Raw genomic sequence first — 20,874 nt, forward strand, 5'->3', positions numbered from 1 at the left:
TGTTGCTAATGCGCAACAATACGGCAGGCCCCAACCAGTGGGGTCTGCGTTACGTGGCCGGTTGGCCATTGGCAATCAGCGGCTGGTCGCTGCGTCATCGGCCTGATAGACGGGGTAGTCGGTCAGCCCTTTTTCGCCGCCGCCAAACAGGGTGGCTGGATCGTGGGGGGCCAGCGGATAGCCGTGGCGCAGCCGGTTCGGCAGATCCGGGTTGGCAACGAAGGGGCGGCCAAAGCCAATCATGTCGGCCCAGCCCGCGTCGAGGGCGGCACGTGCCCGCTTGCCATCATATTTGCCGGCGTAGATCAGGGTGTTGGGGAAGGCATCCCGCAGACCCTGCTTGAAGTTCTCCGGCATCAGGGGGGCATCGTCCCAGTCCGCTTCGGCAATATGCAGGTAGACCACGTTGAGCTGGCCCAGCAGACGGGCGGCCGCCAGATAGGTCTCCTGCGGATTGGCATCGACTGTGCCGTTGAGGGTGGTGAGCGGCGCAAGACGCACCCCGACACGTTCGACCCCGATTTCACTACTGACCGCCTCTGTCACCTCTTTGAGAAAGCGCAGCCGGTTTTCCAGCGATCCGCCATAACTGTCGGTGCGGGCGTTGGATTCGGAGTCGAGGAACTGGTTGATCAGATAACCGTTGGCGGCGTGCAGCTCGATGCCGTCAAAACCGGCGCTGATGGCGTTGCGGGCCGCCTGACGGAACTGGCCCACCACCGCATCGATATCGGCTTGAGTCATGGCGCGCGGAGTGACGGTCTCGACAAAGCCGGGGGCATCGCTGCCGTTATCGACGAACACCTTGACGCCCACTGCGGGCAGGGCTGAAGCGGAGATGGGCTGGGCGCCGCCGATGTTGTCCGGATGGGTGACCCGGCCCACGTGCCAGAGCTGGGCGAAGATGGTGCCCCCCTTGGCGTGCACGGCATCGGTCACCCCTTTCCAGCCAGCGATCTGCTCTGCGCTGTAGATGCCAGGCGTCCAGGCGTAGCCCTTGCCCATGGGGTCGATTTGGGTGCCTTCGCTGATGATCAGGCCCGCCTCGGCGCGCTGGGCGTAGTAGCTCGCCATCATGGCGTTGGCCACATCACCGGGCTGACTGGCACGGGAGCGGGTCATGGGGGGCATGACGATGCGGTTGGCAAGGTGCAGCTGGCCAAGGCGCAGGGGGCAGAACAGGTGATCGTGGCTCATCTTGAGTTCCTCATGGTGGAAGTGAGGCCACTTTATGCCGCCATCTTGTTGTGAAAAAGAGGGGTAATTGCACAAGAGAATTGTGCTTGATGCAGCAATCAGCACAAACCGCCGGGAAAGAAGGCGTTGAGGCATAAAGTTGAAGCATAAAAAAGAGGGCCGTCTGGCCCTCTTCTGTATTCTGCTGGTGGCAGGCTCAAGCCGCGGCGGGCATCACTTTCACCCGCTCGATGCGCCGCTCGCTCACCTCGATCACCTCGAAGTTGAGCTGCTGCAGTTGCAACTGCTGACCCGGGGTGGGCAGAGTGCCGAAGTGGGAGAGCAGCATGCCCGCCAGGGTCACGTATTCATCGCTCTCGCTCACCAGCCCCTCGTGCTCCAGCACCTGCTCCACATGGTGGATGTTGGTGCTGCCGTTGATCAGCCACCCTTCGCCATCGCGCACGATATCCGGGGTTTCGTCCTCGTCCGGCAGCTCGCCGACGATGGCCTCCAGCAGATCGTGGGTGGTGACCAGCCCCTGGATCACGCCAAACTCGTCGGAGACCAGAATAAGGCTCCCCTTGGCTTTGCGCAGCTCCGCCAGCAGACGGATCACGTTGATGGTCTGCGGCACGATAATGGGATCGTTCTGCTTGGCCAGTTCGCTCAAGGATTGCCCTTCGTTCAAGGCAAACAGCAGATCGCGCGCCTTGACCACTCCGATCACCTCGTCCAGATCCCCGTCACAGATGGGGAACAGGCTGTGGGGTTCGCGCTGCAGCAGGGCGCGGATCTCGTCGCTGGAGTCGTTGATATCAATCCAGGCCATCTCCGAGCGCGGGGTCATGATGGTGCGAATGGAGCGCTCGGCCAGCGACAGCACCCCGGTCACCATATAGCGCTCCTCCTCGCCAAAGCTGAGCGGCTCGGCAGGTGCGGCATCCAGATCGTCATCCGGTCTGTCCTGATAGGCCTTGCTGCCCATCAGCTTGAAGATGGCGGCGGTGGTGCGCTCGCGCAGGGGCTGTTTGGATTCGTGACGCATGGCGCTGCGTTGGGCCAGCTGGTTGAAAAACTCGATCAGCACCGAGAAGCCGATGGCTGCGTAGAGGTAGCCTTTCGGAATATGAAAACCGAACCCTTCCGCCACCAGGCTGAAGCCGATCATCAGCAGGAAACTCAGACAGAGCACCACCACGGTCGGGTGGGCGTTGACGAAGCGGGTCAGCGGCTTGGAGGCGAGCACCATCACCACCATGGCGATGGTCACGGCGGCCATCATGACGCCCAGATGATCTACCATGCCGACGGCGGTGATGATGGAGTCGAGCGAGAAGACCGCATCCAGCACCAGAATTTGGGCGATCACCACGCCGAAGCTGGCGTAGGCGCCGACCGGGCCGTCATCGTGGGGTTTGGCTTCCAGCCGCTCGTGCAGCTCGGAGGTGGCCTTGAACAGCAGGAACAGGCCGCCCCCCATCAGGATCAGGTCCCGACCGGAGAAGGGGTGATCCCACAGGTGCAAAATCGGGGTGGTGAGGGTGACCAGCCATGACATGACACTCAAGAGCCCAAGTCGCATCAGCAGGGCCAGCGACAGGCCGATGATGCGCGCCTTGTCCCGTTGGGCGGGGGGCAGTTTTTTCACCAGAATGGCGATAAAGACCAGGTTGTCGATCCCCAGCACGATTTCCAGAATGATCAGGGTAAACAGACCAATCCAGATATGGGGATCCAGCAGCAATTCCATTGTATGACCTCAATAAAAACAGACAGAGCAGAGAGTAATCACGGCGCGCGATGGCCGCAGTAACAGCAAGGCAAAGGTGTTATTTAGAGGCGCTGATTAAGCAGAAAAAGATAGGCTTTGACAGAGAGAGACGAAGGGCAACTTCGGGGATTGTCCATGATGGGCAATAAAACCTCGGGTGAAAAATGAGCCCTGATGATAGCGGCTGGCGCCAATTTGGCAAGAGCAGTGTCAGTGGGGCGTGATGGGGTTGTGATGCGACAGGGGGAGGCGGCGGTGCCACGCTCCCCCGTGCGGTCGTTACAACCAGCGCTTTTCGCGGGTGAAACAGACCGACAGCCAGGCATCCCCAAGGGTATCGCCAAGGCGAGACCAGAGCTCCTGACGCAGGGCATCCTGACGTTCGACGGGCCACTCCTGACCCGGCGCCACCAGAATGTTCAATTCCAGATCGAAGCGGCGACCGCTTTTGGCCAGATGGCTGTAGCACTCGATGCCGTGACGCTGGCGCAGCGCCTCGATCTCCTGCTCGACTTGCCGTGGCACATCCCCCTTGGGGGCAATTTTCAGCACTTCCCGCAGGTTGCGACCGAGCACCTTGATGGGAATGAGAGTGGCGCAGAGGGCCAGCAGCGAGACCAGCACCGGGTCGATATAGCGGTTGTATTGGCCGTAGCCGATGGCATCGAGGCCAATGGCGACCACGAAACCGATAAGCAGGGTGGCGCTGAGAAGGGTATCCACCAGCCACTCTTTGGAGTCGACCCGCACCAGCTCGGAGTCAACCTGTTCGGCAACCTGGGCTTCGATACGATAGATGATGGCGCAGAAGAAGGTGGAGACGGCGGCATAGATGAGAGCGTGGCCGAGATCGATCTCCCGTCCGCCATCCAGCAGGGTGGTGATGCCGCTATAGAGAGCGCCAAGGCAGAGCAGCAGAATAATGGTGCCATTGATGACGTTGGTGATGGGCTCGAAGTGGGCGTAGCCATACTGGAAGCGCGCATCGGAAGGGCGGGTAACGAGATAGGCGGTAACAAGACCGAGGCCTGTCATGCCCATGCTGAACAGGGTGAAGATACCATCGAGCATGATGGCGTTGGAACCGACGAAGAGGCCGTAGCCGATGCCGAAGATGGCAAAGGTGATACAACCGAACAGCGACAGGGTAAGCGCCTGTTTTTCGGTGGTGACCAGCGTACTGATAACATGGCTGTGGTGAGCCATAAAAGTCCTCCTTTCAAATGGTGAATATTGCCAAGCGCAAGCGGTTTTCTAGCTGATATACTGCCCGCTCACATGTGAGCGGACTGGCCTGACTGCCATTGACAGGCGGCTGGCCAGTCGTTGTCGCCGGCGTGCCGGCATCAAGCAAAGGATGGGAACAAGGATTCATGATCCCGAGACTCGATTACCAGGACAGTTTGTCACCCGCAACCCTGCAGTTTCTTGAGTTGCTAGAGCGCAGCGCATTTCGTGGTGATATCGAAAAGTCTTATGCAAGCCGGTTGGCGATGGCGACGGATAACAGCGTCTATCAGGTAGTACCTCAGGCGGTTCTCTATCCGCGCAGTGCGGACGACATAGCAGCAATGCTCAAGCTGGCCGCAGAGCCGGCGTTCGCCTCCCTGAGCTTTTTCCCTCGTGGTGGCGGTACCGGCACCAATGGTCAGTCATTGGGCGGCGGCATTATCGTCGATCTCTCCCGTTATATGAACCAGATCATGGAAATTAATCTGGAGGAGGGGTGGGTACGCGCCCAGGCTGGGGTGGTGAAAGACCAGCTCAACGCCTACTTGAAACCCCACGGCTACTTCTTCTCGCCGGATCTCTCCACCTCCAACCGCGCCACCTTAGGGGGCATGATCAACACAGATGCCTCGGGGCAGGGGTCTCTGGTCTACGGCAAAACCTCGGATCACGTGCTGGGGCTCAAAGCGGTGCTGGAGAACGGTGACATCATGGCGACCGAGCCGCTGACCGGTGAGCGACTGGCCGACAAGCTGGCGCTGGAGAGTCGGGAAGGGGAGATCTATCGCACCCTCTATCGCATCGGCAAGGAGCGCCGCGCCGACATTGAGGCGACCTTCCCCAAGCTCAACCGCTTTCTGACCGGTTACGATCTCAAGCACCTCTATCAACCCGATACCGACACGCTGGATGTGAGCCGGGTGCTGTGCGGATCTGAAGGGTCTCTCGGCTTTATCACCGAAGCCAAACTCAATATCACTCCCATCCCGCGTTATCGCACTCTGGTCAACGTCAAGTACGACAGCTTCCCCTCCGCCCTGCGCAACGCCCCCTTTATGGTTGAAGCCCAAGCGCTGTCGGTGGAGACGGTGGATTCCCGGGTGCTCGGGTTGGCCCGCGCCGACATCATCTGGCATTCGGTCAAAGAACTTATTCAGGACGTGCCCGGCAAGGATCTGCAGGGACTCAACATTGTCGAGTTTGCCGATACCGACGAGGCAGAACACAAGGCCAAGGTGGCGGAGCTCTGCCGCCGTATCGACGACCTGTTGGCCAAGGGGGAGGCGGGAATCATCGGCTATCAGGTGTGTGACCACCTGCCGAGCATCGAGACCATCTACGCCATGCGCAAGAAGTCGGTGGGGCTGCTGGGCAACGCTGAAGGACGCAAGAAGCCGGTGGCCTTCACCGAAGATACCGCCGTGCCGCCAGAGTCACTGGCCGATTTCATCATGGAGTTTCGTGCCCTGCTGGACGCCCACGGCCTCGACTACGGCATGTTCGGCCACGTCGATGCCGGTGTGCTGCACGTGCGCCCGGCGCTCGACTTGTGCGATCCCGAGCAGGAGGTGCTGCTGCGGCGCATCTCCGATCAGGTGGTAGCGCTCACCGCCAAATATGGCGGCTTGATGTGGGGGGAACATGGCAAGGGCTTTCGCTCCGAATACAGCCCCGCCTTCTTTGGCGAGCTGTGGGAAGAGCTGCAGCGGGTCAAGGGGGCGTTCGACCCGGCCAACCGCATCAACCCGGGCAAGATATGTATCCCCTACGGTAGCGGCGCCGAGCTGGTGTCGGTGGATGGCCCCAAGCGCGGCAAGTATGACCGCCAGATCCCGCTCGCGGTGCGCACCAGCTACACCCGCGCCATGGATTGCAACGGCAACGGTCTCTGCTTCACCTTCGAGACCGACTCCCCCATGTGCCCCTCGGTCAAGATCAGCCGCGATCGCCGCCACTCCCCCAAGGGGCGGGCGGGCCTGATGCGTGAATGGTTGCGTCAGTTGGCGGAGCAGGGTTTGGATCCGTTGGCGGAAGAGGTGGCACTGCAATCCGGTGGTGTGCGCTTCAAACAGCTGGTGGACAAGGTGCGCAACAGCTGGGCCAAACAGCGCGGCGAGTATGACTTCTCCCACGAGGTGATGGAGGCGATGGCTGGCTGTCTGGCCTGCAAGGCGTGCACCAGCCAGTGCCCGATCAAGGTGGATGTGCCCGATTTTCGCGCCCGCTTTATGCAGCTTTATCATGGCCGCTACCTGCGCGCCCCCAAGGATTACTTCGTCGGCACGGTGGAGAGCTATGCGCCGTTGCTTGCCAAGGCGCCGAAGCTGGTCAACTTTTTCCTCGAAAAAGAGTGGGCCCAGAAGGCGACCGAGAAGAGCATCGGCATGGTGGATGTGCCGCTGCTCTCAGTGCCGACCCTTGCCGAGAGCCTGCACGATAACCGTGCCCGCTATTTTGATCTGCCGGGACTGGAGCGGATGAGCGTCGAGCAGCGCAAGCAGGTGGTGCTCATCGTGCAGGATCCCTTCACCAGTTATTACGACGCCCCTGTGGTGCGCGACCTGGTGAAACTCGCCAGCAAGCTCGGCTTCCAGCCCTACTTGCTGCCCTTTAAACCCAACGGTAAACCCCAGCATATCAAGGGGTTCCTGCGCGCCTTTGCCCGTACAGCGGCCAACAGCGCCCAGTTCCTCAACAAGGTGGCGGCGCTTGGCATTCCCATGGTGGGGGTGGATCCGGCCATGGTGCTCTGCTATCGCGACGAGTATGCCAAGGCGCTGGGGTCGGCCCGCGGTGATTTTCAGGTGTTGTTGCCGCAGGAGTGGCTGCTCTCGCTGCCGGCAGATCAACTGCCTGCTCGCACTGACAAGACCAAGAGCGAGGAGGGGGGCGAGCCCTGGTATCTCTTTGCCCACTGCACCGAGAAGACCGCCAAGCCCTCCACTCACGGCGACTGGAGCACCCTGTTTGGCCGCTTCGGGGCCAGCTTGCAGCCAGTCTCTGTGGGTTGCTGCGGTATGGCGGGCACCTATGGTCACGACGTCAAACAGGTGGAGAACTCCAAGGGCATTTATGGGTTGAGCTGGGCTGACCCGCTAGCCCGTCTACCCAAAGCGCGCTGTCTGGCGACCGGCTATTCGTGCCGCAGTCAGGTCAAGCGGATGGAGGGGGAAAAGCTCAAACATCCATTGCAAGCCCTGCTGGAGCTGCTCTGATGCTGACGTTTCCCAAGCGGTTTCGGGTGCCGAAGGCCTATCGGCACCCGCGTTTCTTGCTATTACCCGCCGCCCCCGCTCAGGCGGTGGTGGAGTTTGTCGCCATCCTGCGCGAGCGTGAGCAGCTCCATCAGCTGTTTCGCCCGAATGATATCTGGCCCTCCGCCAACTTCAGCCTGAGCCAGCACGAAGGGGATCTGGAGTGGCAGCAGTCGGAGTTTCTGGCCAAGCGCTCCTTTGCCTATGGCCTCTGGAGCCCGGATCGGGAGCCGCAATTCTGGGGCGGGGTTTATCTCTACCCCTCGGTGTTGCCTGAGGTAGCGGTGGAGCTCTTCTTCTGGAAGGTGGCCGAGGCGCCAATCACGGATGAGGAGCTGGAGATTCAGCTGCGCGACTGGCTCGCCAAGGTGTGGCAGTGGCCAGACCCCCGCTTGCCGGGGCGAGAAGTGCCCTGGGCTGAGTGGCCCGGCGTTACCTACCCCTGGTGACATCCCGCTTAAGGGCATGATTGTGTAACACGCAGTTCCGAGTCGGGGCTGCGTTGTTAACATGTCACCCGGTAACCAACAACTCATATAACCGAACCATTTTGTCGATGGAGGGCGTTTCACTCATATCGGTACGCATTCATCGCTTACATAAGGAGTCTGCTCGCAATGAGTCACGATATTGCGCCCATCTGGCGTAAACCCATGAGTCTGGAGGGGCTCAACGCCACCTCTCGCAACACCCTGATGGCCCATCTCGATATCGTCTACACGGCTTTTGGCTCCGATTGGCTGGAAGCGATCATGCCGGTGGATCACCGTACGCACCAGCCCCTTGGCATGCTGCATGGCGGCGCATCCGTGGTGCTGGCGGAAACCTTGGGATCGATTGCCGCCAATATGGCTGTGGGGCCAGATAGCTACTGTGTGGGGTTGGAGGTGAATGCCAACCATCTGCGGGCCAAACGGGAAGGGGTGGTGACCGGGCGTTGCGCGCCGCTCCATCTGGGAGCAACAACTCAGGTGTGGCAGATTGAAATTCGGGACGAACGTGAGCGTTTATTGTGCACCAGCCGACTGACCATGGCGGTGCTCAAACACAAGCGGGGCAAGGACTCCAGCGAGGAGTGATCTGCAATAACGCACTATGAGTGCAAAATAAGCAAGCCATACTCGCCAGATCCCTCTATAATTGCCAACGTCTTGAGAGGCTTATCACATTTTTCAAGACAGCAGAACAAAGTGGCGCTATAATCGCCGCCTTTTTGCTATTCCGCGGTGTTAGCCGCCTGCCTTAATCTGGAAGAATCTATGTCTGATACCGAACAACTGCCCCTTTTTAGTGAGCTTGGACTGGCCGCGCCTGTATTGAAAGCGCTGCAGGACGTGGGCTATGAGCGCCCGTCACCGATCCAGGCCGCAGCAATTCCCCACCTGATGGCGGGACACGATCTGCTGGGGCAGGCGCAAACCGGTACAGGGAAGACCGCTGCTTTTGCCTTGCCTCTGTTGTCTCGTCTGGAAGCTGGTAACCGCAACACCCAGATCCTGGTGCTGGCGCCTACCCGCGAACTGGCGCTGCAGGTGGCTGAAGCGTGCCAACGCTATGCACACCACATGCCTGATTTCCACGTGCTGCCGATCTACGGTGGTGCCTCCTACGAAACCCAGACCCGCGCCCTGCGTCGTGGTGCCCAGGTTGTCGTCGGTACTCCGGGCCGCGTGATGGATCTGATCCGTCGCAAGAACTTGGATCTCTCCGGCCTGAAAGCTCTGGTACTGGACGAAGCTGATGAAATGCTGCGTATGGGCTTCATCGACGACGTGGACTGGATCATGGAGCAGTGCCCGAGCTCTCGTCAGGTTGCTCTGTTCTCTGCCACCATGCCGGAGCAGATCCGTCGCGTGGCCCAGAAGCACCTGAAGCAGCCCAAAGAGATCAAGATCGCCTCCAAGACTGCTACCGCTACCACTATTCGCCAGCGTTACTGGCAGGTAACCGGTCTGCACAAGCTGGACGCCATGACCCGCCTGCTGGAAGTGGAATCCTACGAAGCCCTGCTGGTATTCGTACGTACCAAGAACGCTGCCGAAGAGCTGGCTGGCAAGCTGGCCGCACGTGGCCACGCCTGTGAAGCGCTGCACGGTGACATCCCGCAGAAGCTGCGTGAGCGTACCGTTGACAAGCTGCGTCAGGGCCAGCTGGACATCCTGATCGCCACCGACGTGGTTGCCCGTGGTCTGGACGTTGAGCGTATCACCCACGTAGTGAACTACGACATTCCGTACGACACCGAATCCTACGTTCACCGTATCGGCCGTACCGGTCGTGCCGGTCGCAAGGGCGAGGCCATCCTGTTCGTGGCTCCGCGCGAGCGCCGCATGCTGCGCGCCATCGAGCACGCAACCCGTCAGGCCATCGAGCCGATGAAGATGCCGAGCACCGAGGACATCAACCAGCATCGTCTGGCCAAGTTCAAAGAGCGCATCCGCGAAACCATGATGGGCGAAGAGCTCGAGATCTACCACAACCTGGTAAACGAGCTGATCGAAGAAGATTCTGCCGATCCGCTGGAGCTGGCTGCCGCACTGGCCAAGCTGGTACAGGGCGACCAACCGCTGCTGCTGGATGACTCCATCCCGGATCCGCTGTTCAACAACAGCAACGATCGTGGTGGCTTCGAGCGTCGTGACTTCAACGATCGCGGCGGTCGTGACTTCGGTGACCGTGGCGATCGTCCGGCCCGTCGCATGCCGTCCCTGGAGCCGCGTCCGCTGAAAGACAACCCGGACGTGGAGATGGAGCGCTACCGTGTCGACGTGGGTGCCCATCACGGCGTCAAGCCGGGCCAGATCGTGGGCGCCATCGCCAACGAAGCGAATATCGAGAGCCGCTTCATCGGCAACATCGACATCGCTGACGACTTCTCCACCGTTGACCTGCCCAAGGGCATTAGCGCCGATGTGCTGGAAGTGATCAAGAAAGCCCGTGTTTGCCAGCGTCCGCTGCAGATCACTCGCTACACCGAGGTGCCGGCCGGTGGCAACACCAGCAGCCGTCCGCCGCGCGGTGATCGTCCGTTCCGTGGCGACCGTCCTTTCAACAAGGATCGCCGTCCGCAGGGTGACCGTCCGTTCAACAAGGATCGCCGCGAAGGTGGTTTCAACAAAGATCGCAAATTCGGTGGCAAGCGCCGCGAAAGCTGATTGCTGATCCCGTTATGAAGAAGGCCGCTCATTGAGCGGCCTTTTTTTGTGCCAGCCTCTCGCGAGGCGGTAAGGTGCTGGTGCGCCGAGGATAACAGGAAAACTGTGCTCAGAACCTTGTGGTGAGCGCTCAGGCTGCCATAAAGCTGTCATGCTGAGGAGATAGATGACGCCGACGTGGCATGCCTCACCATCGCCCTGAGGGTGGTTTGCTGGGTACCCGTCGCTGAGCGTTAGAAAAGGGGGGCATGCCGGCTAATGACACAACGGCGATGAGCAAGCCCATGCCCAACCAGCTGCTCCATGGGAAGTGCCGGGGAGGTGTTGCTCATACAGGCGATGGTCTGGCGAGAGTGCTCGCCAGTTTTTGTCGTTGTTGCCGTTGTCGGCACCGATGTTTGTGTTTTCCGGAAAGCAAAAAACCGACCCTGAGGTCGGTTTTTTTAATTTGGCGGTGAGGGAGGGATTCGAACCCTCGATACGTTGCCGTATACACACTTTCCAGGCGTGCTCCTTCAGCCACTCGGACACCTCACCAAATTTTCGTTCGCTGCGCTGTTGCGCTGGAACGGGGCGTAATTTAGGGGAAAGGACTGTGTGGGTCAACCACTTTTCCCCTTATTTTTCATAATCTTTTCCGAATGCCTAACCCTTGCGCAGAATGCCGGTTTTTTAAACCGGATCAGGGCTTGTCGAGGATGATCAGACTGTCCGGCAGCTCGTTTTGATCCCGGGTGGCCGGGAAGGCATCGGTCAGAATGGCGCTAACGCGCTCCACGCACTCCAGAAAACCCTGTTCGATCTCCTTGTTGCGCACGCGCGCCACGAAGTCGTCGATGATCTCCTGCCACTGGCCGTTGTCGATATGCTGGGCGATGCCATCATCCACCAGTATTTCTACATAGTGCTCGGCGGCCGAGACGAAGATCAGCACCCCGAGTCGGTCGCGGGTGCGGTGCAGCCCTTGCTCGACAAATTGCAGGCGGGCCATCAGGGCCGCCCGGTGCTGGCGAACCTTCTTCGGGATGAGCCGCATCTTGATGGGGGTCCAGTGGAACAGCAGGCTCAGCAGTAGCCAGACTGACCACTGTACCAGCAGGATTTCGTACCAGCCGAGCCAGAAGCCGAGCTGGAACACCAGCAGCGGGGTGAGCATCGCCAGCAGCGCCGCCCAGAGGGTGGGAATGTAGCGATAACCATCGCTGGCCGGGGCCAGCACGGTGACCAGTTCAGCATCAGTCTCTAGCTCCGCTTCGCGCACCTTGGCCTGAAGCGTGTGGAAGAACTGTTTAGAAATCATGATTTGTCTCTTTACTCCTGTTACCAGCCACCGGAGGCTCCGCCGCCGCCAAAACTGCCGCCGCCACCGCTGAATCCGCCGCCAGAGCGACCTCCAAAGGAGCCGGCACCCAATCCACCGGCCATGTAGGCCGACCGATGTCGTCCTCCCGGCCCACCGCCCCCGCGCAGGTTGTGGAGTACGATCATCGCAATCACCACCAGAATAAACAGCCAGGGGCCGCCACCGTTGTCACTCTTTGGCTGCTCGACCGGCTGATATTCTCCGGCGAGTGCCTTCATGATGCTCTGGCTGCCCGCCATGATCCCGGCCACCATATCGCCGCGCTTGAAGGCGGGCAGGATGCGGCCATGGATGATGTTGGCGGCGATGGCGTCGGGCAGGGCCCCTTCCAGCCCGTATCCCACCTCGATCCGCACCTTGCGCTCATCCTGGGCGATCAGCAACAGCACGCCATTGTTTTTGCCTTTCTGGCCGATCCCCCAGTGGCGACCGAGCTGGTAGCCATACTCCTCGATAGTCTCCCCATCGAGGCTGTCGACGGAGACCACCACCAGCTGGATACCGCTGCGCTTTTCAAAGGCGGCCAGCTGTTGGGTCAGTTGATGGGCCTGTTTGCGGGACATCAGACTGGCTTCATCCACTACCCGTCCGCTCAGCGTCGGGAAGTCCGGTGCCGCTTGCAGGGCAGTGGCCCAGAGCAGCAGACAGGGAAGAAACCAGCGCAGCATCATCTTCATTGGAAGCTGACCTTGGGCGCCTCATCGGCACCGGGTTTGGCACTGAAACTGGGTTTGGCCTCCAGATCCGAGTAGAGCAGCTTGGACCAGATGACGCCGGGGAAAGTGCGGATCTCGGTATTGAACTGGCGCACCGCCTCGATATAGTCGCGGCGTGCCACCGAGATGCGATTCTCGGTTCCTTCCAGCTGGGCCTGCAGGGCAAGGAACTGCTGATCCGCTTTCAGCTCGGGGTAGCGTTCTACCACTACCATCAGGCGGGAGAGGGCGCTGGAGAGCTGGTTCTGCGCCGCTTCAAACTCCTTGAGCTGGGCAGGATCGCTCACCTGTACGCTGCCTACCCGGGCACGGGCATCGGTGACCGCCTTTAGGGTCTCCTGCTCATGGCTGGCGTAGCCCTTGACGGTGGCGACCAGATTGGGAATGAGATCGGCGCGGCGCTGATACTGGTTCTCCACCTGTCCCCAGCTCGCCTTGACCTGCTCATCCAGGGTCGGAATATTGTTCATGCCGCAGCCGGTCAGGCCGAGCAGCAGGGTCAGGGTCAACAGGCTCTGCGTGGTTCTGCGCCAGAGTGATGTGGCCATCTTGTTGTTCTCCTTTGGTATTTCGAGTCGATAGTGCGCCATGGATGGTGTACGACCAAGCGTGCACCACCATACCAGCTTGGGGTCAGTTGCCACAACGCGCAGGTAGCTCAGGTCGCTTGTTGATGCCGGAGACCTTGGGCAGCTGGGGCTTGTCTTTTAGCCAGGATGCCAGCTCTTCCCCACAGCCATTGCCGGGCGGAATGGGAGCCTGGGGTTCACAATCGGGGCTGCCCACCGGGCAGCGCAGCCGCACGTGGAAGTGGCTGAAGTGGCCCACCCAGGGGCGCAGCTTGGCGACCCAGGGTTCGTTACCAGCCTGTTGGCAGACCGCGGATTTGATCACCGGATTGACGAAGATGCGGGCCACCTCGGGTTTGCTGGCCGCAAGCCGCAGCAGGGTGAGCTGCTGGGGGCCAAAGCGGCCCGGTAACATCTTGTAGCTGGGTTCGTCGATCAGCGCCCACTCCTTGGGGGCATCCTGCTCCCACTTGCTGATGGGACGGTTGGCCATGCGAAACCAGATATCGGCATCAAGGCCAGTCTGATGGCTTCGATGGCCGGAGGTAAAGGGGCCGCCCCGGGCCATCGCCAGATCGGCGATGTAGAGATCCGGCAGCCCGGCCATGCGGGTCTGGTTGGCCAGCGCTTGCAGGTAGTGGATAAGGTCGGGGTGGCCGTAGTAGCGCAGCCGTTTGGTGCGGATCACCTGATAACCCGGCCCTTCGAGGGGCAGGGATACGCCGTTTTTCAGGCAACCGGCGGCATAACCACCGATGGCTTCCGCTTGCAATACAGTCGCCAGCAACAGGGACGTCAGCATGTGCGTGCTCCTTGTCTTGCTTCGAGTCGGCTCAGCAATACGAACAGACTCAAACATATAAATAAATAGGCCGCGGCTACCAGCAGCCAGATCTCGTAGACCAGTCCGCTGGAGTTGGCCATCTCGGTACCGACGAAGGTGAGCTCCTGCACCGAGATAAGGGAAACAATGGCGGTATCCTTCACCAGCGCAATGAGCTGGCCGGTGAGGGGGGGGAGCATCAGCAGCATGGCCTGCGGCAGGATCACATGGCGCAGCCGCACCCAGGGAGAGAGCCCGAGGCTCTGCGCCGCCTCCCACTGGCCACGGGGGATGGCGGCCAGCCCGGCGCGGACGATCTCGGCGACGAAGGCTGCGCTGATCATGCCAACGCAGAGGGTGCCTGAGATGAGGTTCTCCCAGCGGGCAGGTGGGCCAAACAGCGCCTCTTGCCACGGGGAGAGTGATACGGTGCCGAGCCAGCGGGAGAGGCCGCTCGCAGGCAGCAGCTGGTTGGCGATAAAGAAGTAGAAGATGAAGATAAAGACCAGCGGCGGCAGATTGCGGATCAGCTGGATAAACAGGGTCGCGGGCATCACCAGCCAGGGGTGGCGGCTGAAGGCGGCTACCCCCAGCGCAGTGCCGAGCAGCAGCGCCAGTACCATGCCGAGCAGGGCGATGCGCAAGGTGGTGATCAGACCGCTGAAAAAGTAGGGCAACTCGCCGTGAGGGCCGGGGGTGAACAGCAGGTCGAAGGCTTCATGCCAGCGCCACTGATAGGCCACCCCGATGTGCAGGCGGCTGGCCAGCCAGAGGCCAGCCAGCAGCAGGATCAGGGCGATCGCCCCATCCAGCCAGTTGATGTTCCGACATGCCCCACGGATGATGCGCCGGATGGTCTCTTTTAGAGCAATCAGCATCAGGGATTGGCGACCTGCGCTTCCCACGCCAGCGACTTGAACCAGTAGTCATGGCGCGCTTTGAGCCAGCCATCGGCCTGACGGGCGGCGATCCACTCGTTGAACTGCTCAGCCAGGGCATCATCCCCCTTGCGCAGGGCAAAGCCTTCATCGCCTTGTGCCAACGGCTCGGCAAACGGCATAAAGAGGGCATCCGGGTGGCGCAGCGCTTCTTGCTCGGGTTTCGGGGAAGAGGAGAGGGCGCCGTGGGCGCGGCCGTTCAGCACCTCCTGAAATACCTGTGACTCGTCATCAAACTGGCGCAGGGTGGCCTTGGGGAAGTGTTCTTTTGCCACCTGTACCGGTGAGGCGCCACGACGTACCGCCAGGATCACCCCGCGCTGGTTGAAGTCCGCCACGGTTTTCTTCTCTTTGGCCAGGGTGCTGGAGGCGGCCAGCTGCACCCCCGAATGGGAGTAGGCCTGGGTGAAGCGCACGCTCTTCTCCCGCTCGGGGGTGATGGTGAGGCCGCCGATGATGACGTCATATTTTTTCGCCAGCAGGGAGGGGATGATGCCATCCCAGGCGGTAGGCACGAACTCTACCTGCCAGCCGTTATCTGTGGCGAGGCGACGGGCCACGTCAATCTCGAAACCGATTAGCGCCCCTTGCTTGTCGCGCATCGCCCAGGGGGCGAAGGTGGACATGCCGACCCGCAGGGTACCGCTCTGCTCGATCTGTGCCTGGGTGTCGGAGGGGGCAGTTTGTGCCAGTGCCGGAGTGAGCAGGCTTGTCAGTAGCAGGGCAGCGCCCGACAGGGTGGTCTTGAATGACAGATTCATGGTTAGCGTCCTTGTTGATCCGGATTCAGGTGACGGGCCAGCGCCCGCGAACAGGCTGACAGCGTCAGGGTTAACAGCAAATAGAGGGCGGCCACGGTAAACCACACCTCAAAGGTCAGAAACGTATCGGCAACCAGAGTACGCCCTTCGTTGGTCAGATCGAAGATGGCGATCACACTCACCAGCGCCGAATGTTTGATAAGGGAGACCAGCTCGTTGGTCAGCGGCGGCAAGGTGATGCGCACCAGCTGGGGCAGGATCACCTTGCGCAGGGTGATGGCCCGTGACAAGCCAAGCGACTGGGCTGCCTCCCACTGTCCTTTGGGAATGGCCTGTACACCTGCACGCAGCACTTCGGCGGTGAAGGCCCCCTGATAGAGGGAGAGGCTCAACACGGCGCAGGCAAGGGGGGCCAATCCCAGCATGGGGCCCAGCAAGAAATAGAGAATATAGAGCTGCACCAACTGGGGCGTGGTGCGCACCAGCGCCAGATAGGCGATGGCGAGCCAGGGGCCGAGCCGAGAGGGGAGCAGCCGCAGGCTAACCACGCACAGACCGACCGCCATCGTGCCCAACAGACTGAGCTGCGCCACCTGCAAAGTGACCAGCAGGCCGTTTAGCAGGGGGCCGGCATAAAAGGTTCCCTCATCCCATTCGCCGAGAAAGGGCAATACCCGCGGCCACTGCCACTCATAGCCCATCTGGCGAGCGCCGCTATAGAGCGCCCAGCCGAGCAACACAGAGAGCATCACAGTGCCCGACAACCAGCCGAGCAGGCGGGGAAGATTGAGCCTAGCCATGATAGCTGAGCACCTGTTCGAGAAAGGCCCGGGTGCGCGGGTGACGAGGGGCGTTGAACAGCTGGGCGGGCGGGGCCGACTCGATGATCTTGCCCTCATCCATAAAGAGCACCCGATCCGCTACTTGACGGGCAAAGCCCATCTCGTGAGTGACGCAGATCAGGGTCATCCCCTCGTCAGCCAGCTCGCGGATCACATCGAGCACTTCGCGGATCATCTCGGGGTCGAGGGCGGAGGTGGGCTCGTCAAACAGCATCAGCTCGGGTTGCATACAGAGTGAGCGGGCGATGGCGACCCGCTGCTGCTGGCCGCCGGAGAGCTGGTGGGGGTACTTGTCGGCCTGTGCCTGAATGCGCACCCGCTCGAGCAGCCCGAGCGCCCGGGCTTTGGCCTCCTCAGGGCGCAACCCCAGGGTATGCACCGGCGCCACCATCAGGTTTTCCAGCACCGTCATATGGGGGAAGAGGTTGAACTGCTGAAACACCATGCCAACCCGACCTTGCAGGCGGCGCAGGTAGGAAGGGGTCACCGGCTCGCCAAACAGGAACAGCTGGCCGTCGTCGATCCCCTCCAGCCCGTTGATGGTGCGGATCAGGGTCGATTTTCCCGAGCCTGACGGGCCACAGATAACCCACTTCTCTCCCCGTTCAATGGTGAGATCGATGTGATGAAGAGCCTGAAAGTTGCCATAGAATTTGTCGACGCCACAAAAGCGCACACAGGGTTGCGAGCTGGTCAAGAAGCAGGTTCCACTGAGAATCATTTACGCCATGGTATTGATTTTATAGGGGGATGACAAAGAAAACCCCCTTGTCAGCATCCTGATGGCTATTCACAATGGCGCCATTTCGTGATGACAGGAGCTTTTCATGCGTATTACATCCTTGCTTGCCGGTTCGCAGGTGCAGCTGTTGATGCCGCCAACGGTGCGCTATCGCTGCGTCATTTTTCTGTTGTTGCTGGTGAGTTGGGGCGTGGTGGCGGCCTCCTTGTGGGATGGTTGGGGCGCCATGGCGCTGCTCAACTGGGTGGGCGTGATCTTTGGTGGCATCACCGGGATCATGGTGTCGCTGCCCCGCAGCTGGCAGCCCTGGCGCCTGGCGGAGCTGGGGTGGGATGAACAGCATATCTATTTGCTCAATGGCAACAAGGATGAAGCGCTGGCACTGCCCCGCAGCCAGCTGGTGGCGCTCGAACGGGAGAGGCGAGTGGGCCACGACGGCCAGTGGCTCGACTTCAGCCTCGATCTGCAGCTGAGTGAAGAGGAGATGGCGGCGGCCATGGCCTTGCTGGATCTCAAGGCGGGGGAGCTCCATCTGGTGAGCCCGTCTGTCTATCGCTTCGGCTTTAAACGGGCCTGGCACGGTCGCCGGATGCTGGCGCAACGGTTGTCAGATCTGCAATCGGCCTGAGTCGACTATTTTCTCGACAATTCCCGGCAAAGCTCAGATACTGCCAGTGACTCGAATTGATCTTGTCTGCACTGTTAACCCAAGAGATCAATCACTTGACGACAGTGTGGAGAAGGCCACGGCATGAAGCCATGGCAGGTCCGGCATAGGGGTTGTGCCCTTACCGTTATGCTGGGAATTGCATAGAGAAGGCACCTTGAATCGAGAGTGGATGGCATGAAGATTTACGTAGGAAATCTGTCGTACCGGATGACGGCCGACGAACTGAAAACCCTGTTCAGCCAGTTTGGACAGGTCGACAAGGTTGATATCATCATCGACCGCGATACCGGCCAGTCAAAGGGGTTTGGTTTTATTGAAATGCCGGTCAATGGTGATGCCGAAAAGGCCATCGCTGGTCTGCATGGCACAGAAGTCGGTGGTCGTACCATCACCGTCAACCAGGCCAAACCGAAGACAGATGCTCCCCGTGGTCGCCCGCAACAGCGCCACCGCTAAGGTACCTCGGCAATAAAAAAACGGCATGGGTTTCCCCCATGCCGTTTTTGTTTCTGAATGTTTTGCTGTGATCAGGGGACGTCGTAACCGAGTGCCGCCTTGCGGATGCGGAACCACTGCTGGCGGTTAAGCTCGATGGATTCGGCGGCCACGGCGGCGGCAATCCGCTCCCGCTTGCCGGAGCCAATCAATGGCAGCGGCTGGCTTGGCAGCATCATTACCCAAGCGTAGACCACCTGCTCGATAGTCTGGGCGCCCACTTCCTGACGGATCTGCTCCAGTTCGGCACGCAGCGGGGCATAGGCCTCATCGCTGAACAGTCGGCCGCCGCCGAGACATGACCAGGCCATCGGCTTGATGCCAAGCTGCTGGCACTGATCCAGGGTACCATCGAGGGTCCCTTCCTGATGAAGCGGCGAGATCTCCAGCTGGTTGGTGACTAGCGGGAAGGGGAGGCGCGATTGCAGTAGCTCGAATTGACGGGCGGTGAAGTTGGATACCCCGGCGTGCTTGATCTTACCCGCCTGTTTCAGGGTGATAAAGGCGTCGGCCACATCATCGGCGTTCATCAGGGGATCCGGGCGGTGGATCAGCAGCAGGTCCAGATGGTCGGTGCCGAGCTTGCGCAGCGAGGCCTCGGCGCTGGCGATGATATGGTCCTTGCCGGTGTTGTAGTGGTTGAGAGCATGCTCCGGCTTGGCGGTGAGGGCGATACCGCACTTGGTGACGATCTCCATCCGGCTGCGCAGGGAAGGCTCGAGGCGTAGGGCGTGACCAAAGGCCTCTTCGCACTGGTAGCCACCATAGATATCGGCGTGATCGATGGTGGTGACCCCCAGATCCAGATGATATTTCATCAGATCGAGCAGAGCGGCCGGAGAGAGCTGCCACTCCATCAGGCGCCAGTAACCCATGATGAGGCGAGAGAAGGTGGGACCTTGCGGATGCAGGGCGACATGGGATACAGACATGGTTGACTCCTTGAAAAACACGATGCGAAAACGATGTGCAACATAGATGACTGCGGGCATCTTGGCCTCATGTGGCTGGCAAAGCAATAATGGGCAGTGGCATGATTCGAACTTTGGTTCTGACCGAAGAGAGTTGGGGAGATAATTGGATGGAAGGATTTGCCGAGCGCTTGCAGAGCCTGATCGGGGAGATGAGCGTGAGCGCCTTTGCCCGCAAGGTGGGGCTCAGTGAAGCGCTGATCCGCAAATATTTGAAGGGGGCCGAGCCTGGCCTGGCGCGGGCCAACCAGATCGCCATGGGGGCCAACTGCTCGCTGGAGTGGCTGGCGACCGGATGCGGTTATCTCTACCGTCAGGCGGAAGTGGTGGACAGGGAGGCGCTGGCTGCGGCGCAGCAACTGCTGGGCGAGCAGCAACCCGGGGTGGGGCTGCCCGATGAGGAGGCGCTGGTCACCCTGCTCGCCTACTACCAGTTTTTGCGCACCCACAAGAAAGCGGACGGTTTTCTCGACTTGGCGCTGGCGCGGGAGTTTGGCCGCCATCTGGGGGAAGCGTGATGAGGAGCATATTACCCTTTGGTCGTGTCACGGCCGGTTGATTATTCTGATACGCTCTAAGCAAGATAAGTCTCCATGGAATGGGCGATGAGCTACTTGATCCTCGGAAGTGGTGCGCTGGGCTCGGCGCTGGCAAGAGAGCTGATGGCAAGGGGGGAGTCATTCCTGCTGGCCGGGCGCAACTATCCCAAAGGGATCGAGATGGAGGACTTCTTCCCGCTGCCAGATGTCGATGCCATCTCGTTCGATGCCTTGTTTACCCTCTACGATTGCGATCCGCTTCCCACCGTTGTGATCAATACCATCGGCGTGTTGCACGATGTCAGCTTTATGCCGGAGCGGCGGGTCGAAGAGGTGCACCCCAAGTGGCTGTGCGACAGCCTGCTGGCCAATGCCTGGCCAACACTGGCGCTGGCTGCCCGTTTCAGCCGGTTGATGGGCAATGACCATCCGCTGTGGCTCTGCGCCATCTCCGATCTGGCGGGCTCCATCACCGCCAATCTGGAGGGGGGACGTTACAGCTACCGGATGAGCAAGGCGGCCCTCGACATGGGGGTGAAAACCCTGGCCCTTGAGTGGACGCAGCGTTTCCCGCAAGCAGGGGTGGTGGCCGTTGCGCCCGGCTTGATGGACTCCCCGATGAATACCCCCTTTCTGAGCGAGTTGCCCGCGGATCAATTGCTGGATCCTGCCGAGGTGGCGGTGAAACTGCTCAATCTCATCAAGGGGTTATCATTGGCCCAATCGGGCCAGCTACTGGATCTGAACGGTCAGCCGCTGCCCTGGTAAATCCCGCCTGCGGGTTCTACGGACGTCTATTGGCTTCACATTCTGCCCATGCGCCCCTTGCCAAGCGAGGGGCGCATGGCTAACGTCA

Annotated in this window: 20 protein-coding genes and 1 tRNA gene; 8 read left to right on the forward strand and 13 right to left on the reverse strand. The window is 60.6% G+C overall.

Annotated features, from left to right (window positions below):
* Positions 1 to 75: 75 nt before the first annotated feature.
* The 3 genes from G5168_RS14850 to G5168_RS14860 form a co-directional block, all read right to left on the reverse strand.
* Positions 76 to 1,197 (reverse strand): alkene reductase, encoded by a 1,122-nt coding sequence (locus tag G5168_RS14850; RefSeq protein WP_216953373.1) that lies wholly within the window; start codon positions 1,195 to 1,197, stop codon positions 76 to 78.
* Positions 1,198 to 1,393: 196 nt separating this feature from the next.
* Positions 1,394 to 2,929 carry a TerC family protein gene (locus tag G5168_RS14855; protein ID WP_216953374.1) on the reverse strand — a complete coding sequence of 512 codons (1,536 nt, stop codon included), beginning with the start codon at positions 2,927 to 2,929 and terminating at the stop codon, positions 1,394 to 1,396.
* A gap of 300 nt (positions 2,930 to 3,229) precedes the next feature.
* A complete protein-coding gene (locus G5168_RS14860) occupies positions 3,230 to 4,156 on the reverse strand; it encodes a cation diffusion facilitator family transporter (protein ID WP_005361338.1) in 927 nt (308 codons plus the stop codon).
* Between the two features lie 167 nt (positions 4,157 to 4,323).
* Between G5168_RS14860 and G5168_RS14865 the strand changes: the two genes are divergently transcribed.
* The 4 genes from G5168_RS14865 to G5168_RS14880 all read left to right on the forward strand — a co-directional run bounded on the left by G5168_RS14865 (position 4,324) and on the right by G5168_RS14880 (position 10,589).
* Entirely contained in the window at positions 4,324 to 7,395 is a 3,072-nt protein-coding gene (locus G5168_RS14865; protein ID WP_216953375.1) for a D-2-hydroxyglutarate dehydrogenase YdiJ, read from the forward strand.
* Positions 7,395 to 7,883, forward strand: a complete 489-nt coding sequence (locus G5168_RS14870) for a hypothetical protein (RefSeq protein ID WP_216953376.1) — start codon at positions 7,395 to 7,397, stop codon at positions 7,881 to 7,883. The genes G5168_RS14865 and G5168_RS14870 overlap by 1 nt, the downstream gene beginning before the upstream one ends.
* A 168-nt stretch (positions 7,884 to 8,051) precedes the next feature.
* Complete coding sequence (locus G5168_RS14875) at positions 8,052 to 8,513, forward strand: hotdog fold thioesterase (RefSeq protein ID WP_216953377.1); 462 nt, start codon at positions 8,052 to 8,054, stop codon at positions 8,511 to 8,513.
* Between the two features lie 180 nt (positions 8,514 to 8,693).
* Positions 8,694 to 10,589 carry a DEAD/DEAH box helicase gene (locus tag G5168_RS14880; RefSeq protein ID WP_199258754.1) on the forward strand — a complete coding sequence of 632 codons (1,896 nt, stop codon included), beginning with the start codon at positions 8,694 to 8,696 and terminating at the stop codon, positions 10,587 to 10,589.
* Positions 10,590 to 11,038: 449 nt separating this feature from the next.
* On the opposite strand, the gene G5168_RS14885 is transcribed toward G5168_RS14880, so the two are convergent.
* The 9 genes from G5168_RS14885 to G5168_RS14925 all read right to left on the reverse strand — a co-directional run bounded on the left by G5168_RS14885 (position 11,039) and on the right by G5168_RS14925 (position 17,322).
* Positions 11,039 to 11,126 (reverse strand) — tRNA-Ser (locus G5168_RS14885).
* A 145-nt stretch (positions 11,127 to 11,271) separates the two neighbouring features.
* Complete coding sequence (locus tag G5168_RS14890; protein WP_005337196.1) at positions 11,272 to 11,889, reverse strand: TPM domain-containing protein; 618 nt, start codon at positions 11,887 to 11,889, stop codon at positions 11,272 to 11,274.
* Between the two features lie 20 nt (positions 11,890 to 11,909).
* Positions 11,910 to 12,629, reverse strand: a complete 720-nt coding sequence (locus G5168_RS14895) for a TPM domain-containing protein (protein ID WP_421252403.1) — start codon at positions 12,627 to 12,629, stop codon at positions 11,910 to 11,912.
* Positions 12,626 to 13,216, reverse strand: a complete 591-nt coding sequence (locus G5168_RS14900) for a LemA family protein (protein ID WP_005346564.1) — start codon at positions 13,214 to 13,216, stop codon at positions 12,626 to 12,628. The genes G5168_RS14895 and G5168_RS14900 overlap by 4 nt, the downstream gene beginning before the upstream one ends.
* Before the next feature lie 85 nt (positions 13,217 to 13,301).
* Positions 13,302 to 14,039 (reverse strand): penicillin-insensitive murein endopeptidase, encoded by a 738-nt coding sequence (gene mepA / locus G5168_RS14905; protein WP_005359850.1) that lies wholly within the window; start codon positions 14,037 to 14,039, stop codon positions 13,302 to 13,304.
* A complete protein-coding gene (locus tag G5168_RS14910) occupies positions 14,033 to 14,938 on the reverse strand; it encodes an amino acid ABC transporter permease (protein WP_421206557.1) in 906 nt (301 codons plus the stop codon). The genes mepA and G5168_RS14910 overlap by 7 nt, the downstream gene beginning before the upstream one ends.
* Positions 14,938 to 15,759, reverse strand: a complete 822-nt coding sequence (locus G5168_RS14915; RefSeq protein WP_069555750.1) for a transporter substrate-binding domain-containing protein — start codon at positions 15,757 to 15,759, stop codon at positions 14,938 to 14,940. Before G5168_RS14915 ends, G5168_RS14910 begins: the two co-directional genes overlap by 1 nt.
* 2 nt (positions 15,760 to 15,761) lie before the next feature.
* Positions 15,762 to 16,559 carry an amino acid ABC transporter permease gene (locus G5168_RS14920; RefSeq protein ID WP_100646114.1) on the reverse strand — a complete coding sequence of 266 codons (798 nt, stop codon included), beginning with the start codon at positions 16,557 to 16,559 and terminating at the stop codon, positions 15,762 to 15,764.
* Positions 16,552 to 17,322: an amino acid ABC transporter ATP-binding protein gene (locus G5168_RS14925; RefSeq protein ID WP_421221590.1), complete on the reverse strand. Its 771-nt coding sequence runs from the start codon at positions 17,320 to 17,322 to the stop codon at positions 16,552 to 16,554. Before G5168_RS14925 ends, G5168_RS14920 begins: the two co-directional genes overlap by 8 nt.
* 106 nt (positions 17,323 to 17,428) lie before the next feature.
* Between G5168_RS14925 and G5168_RS14930 the strand changes: the two genes are divergently transcribed.
* Both G5168_RS14930 and G5168_RS14935 read left to right on the forward strand, forming a co-directional pair.
* Positions 17,429 to 17,971, forward strand: a complete 543-nt coding sequence (locus G5168_RS14930) for a hypothetical protein (protein WP_421252404.1) — start codon at positions 17,429 to 17,431, stop codon at positions 17,969 to 17,971.
* A gap of 216 nt (positions 17,972 to 18,187) precedes the next feature.
* Positions 18,188 to 18,469 carry an RNA recognition motif domain-containing protein gene (locus G5168_RS14935; protein ID WP_005337180.1) on the forward strand — a complete coding sequence of 94 codons (282 nt, stop codon included), beginning with the start codon at positions 18,188 to 18,190 and terminating at the stop codon, positions 18,467 to 18,469.
* Positions 18,470 to 18,540: 71 nt separating this feature from the next.
* Here G5168_RS14935 and G5168_RS14940 read toward each other — a convergent pair whose 3' ends face one another.
* Positions 18,541 to 19,440, reverse strand: coding sequence for an aldo/keto reductase (locus G5168_RS14940; protein WP_421252405.1), 900 nt, complete (start codon positions 19,438 to 19,440; stop codon positions 18,541 to 18,543).
* Positions 19,441 to 19,589: 149 nt separating this feature from the next.
* Here G5168_RS14940 and G5168_RS14945 point away from each other — a divergent pair, with 149 nt between their 5' ends.
* Entirely contained in the window at positions 19,590 to 19,997 is a 408-nt protein-coding gene (locus G5168_RS14945) for a helix-turn-helix domain-containing protein (protein ID WP_033137628.1), read from the forward strand.
* 87 nt (positions 19,998 to 20,084) lie between these two features.
* Positions 20,085 to 20,786 (forward strand): short-chain dehydrogenase, encoded by a 702-nt coding sequence (locus G5168_RS14950; protein ID WP_266135536.1) that lies wholly within the window; start codon positions 20,085 to 20,087, stop codon positions 20,784 to 20,786.
* The last annotated feature ends 88 nt before the right edge of the window (positions 20,787 to 20,874 follow it).

It is taken from the genome of Aeromonas sp. 600724 (assembly GCF_049175135.1).
Lineage (GTDB): Bacteria > Pseudomonadota > Gammaproteobacteria > Enterobacterales > Aeromonadaceae > Aeromonas > Aeromonas veronii_A.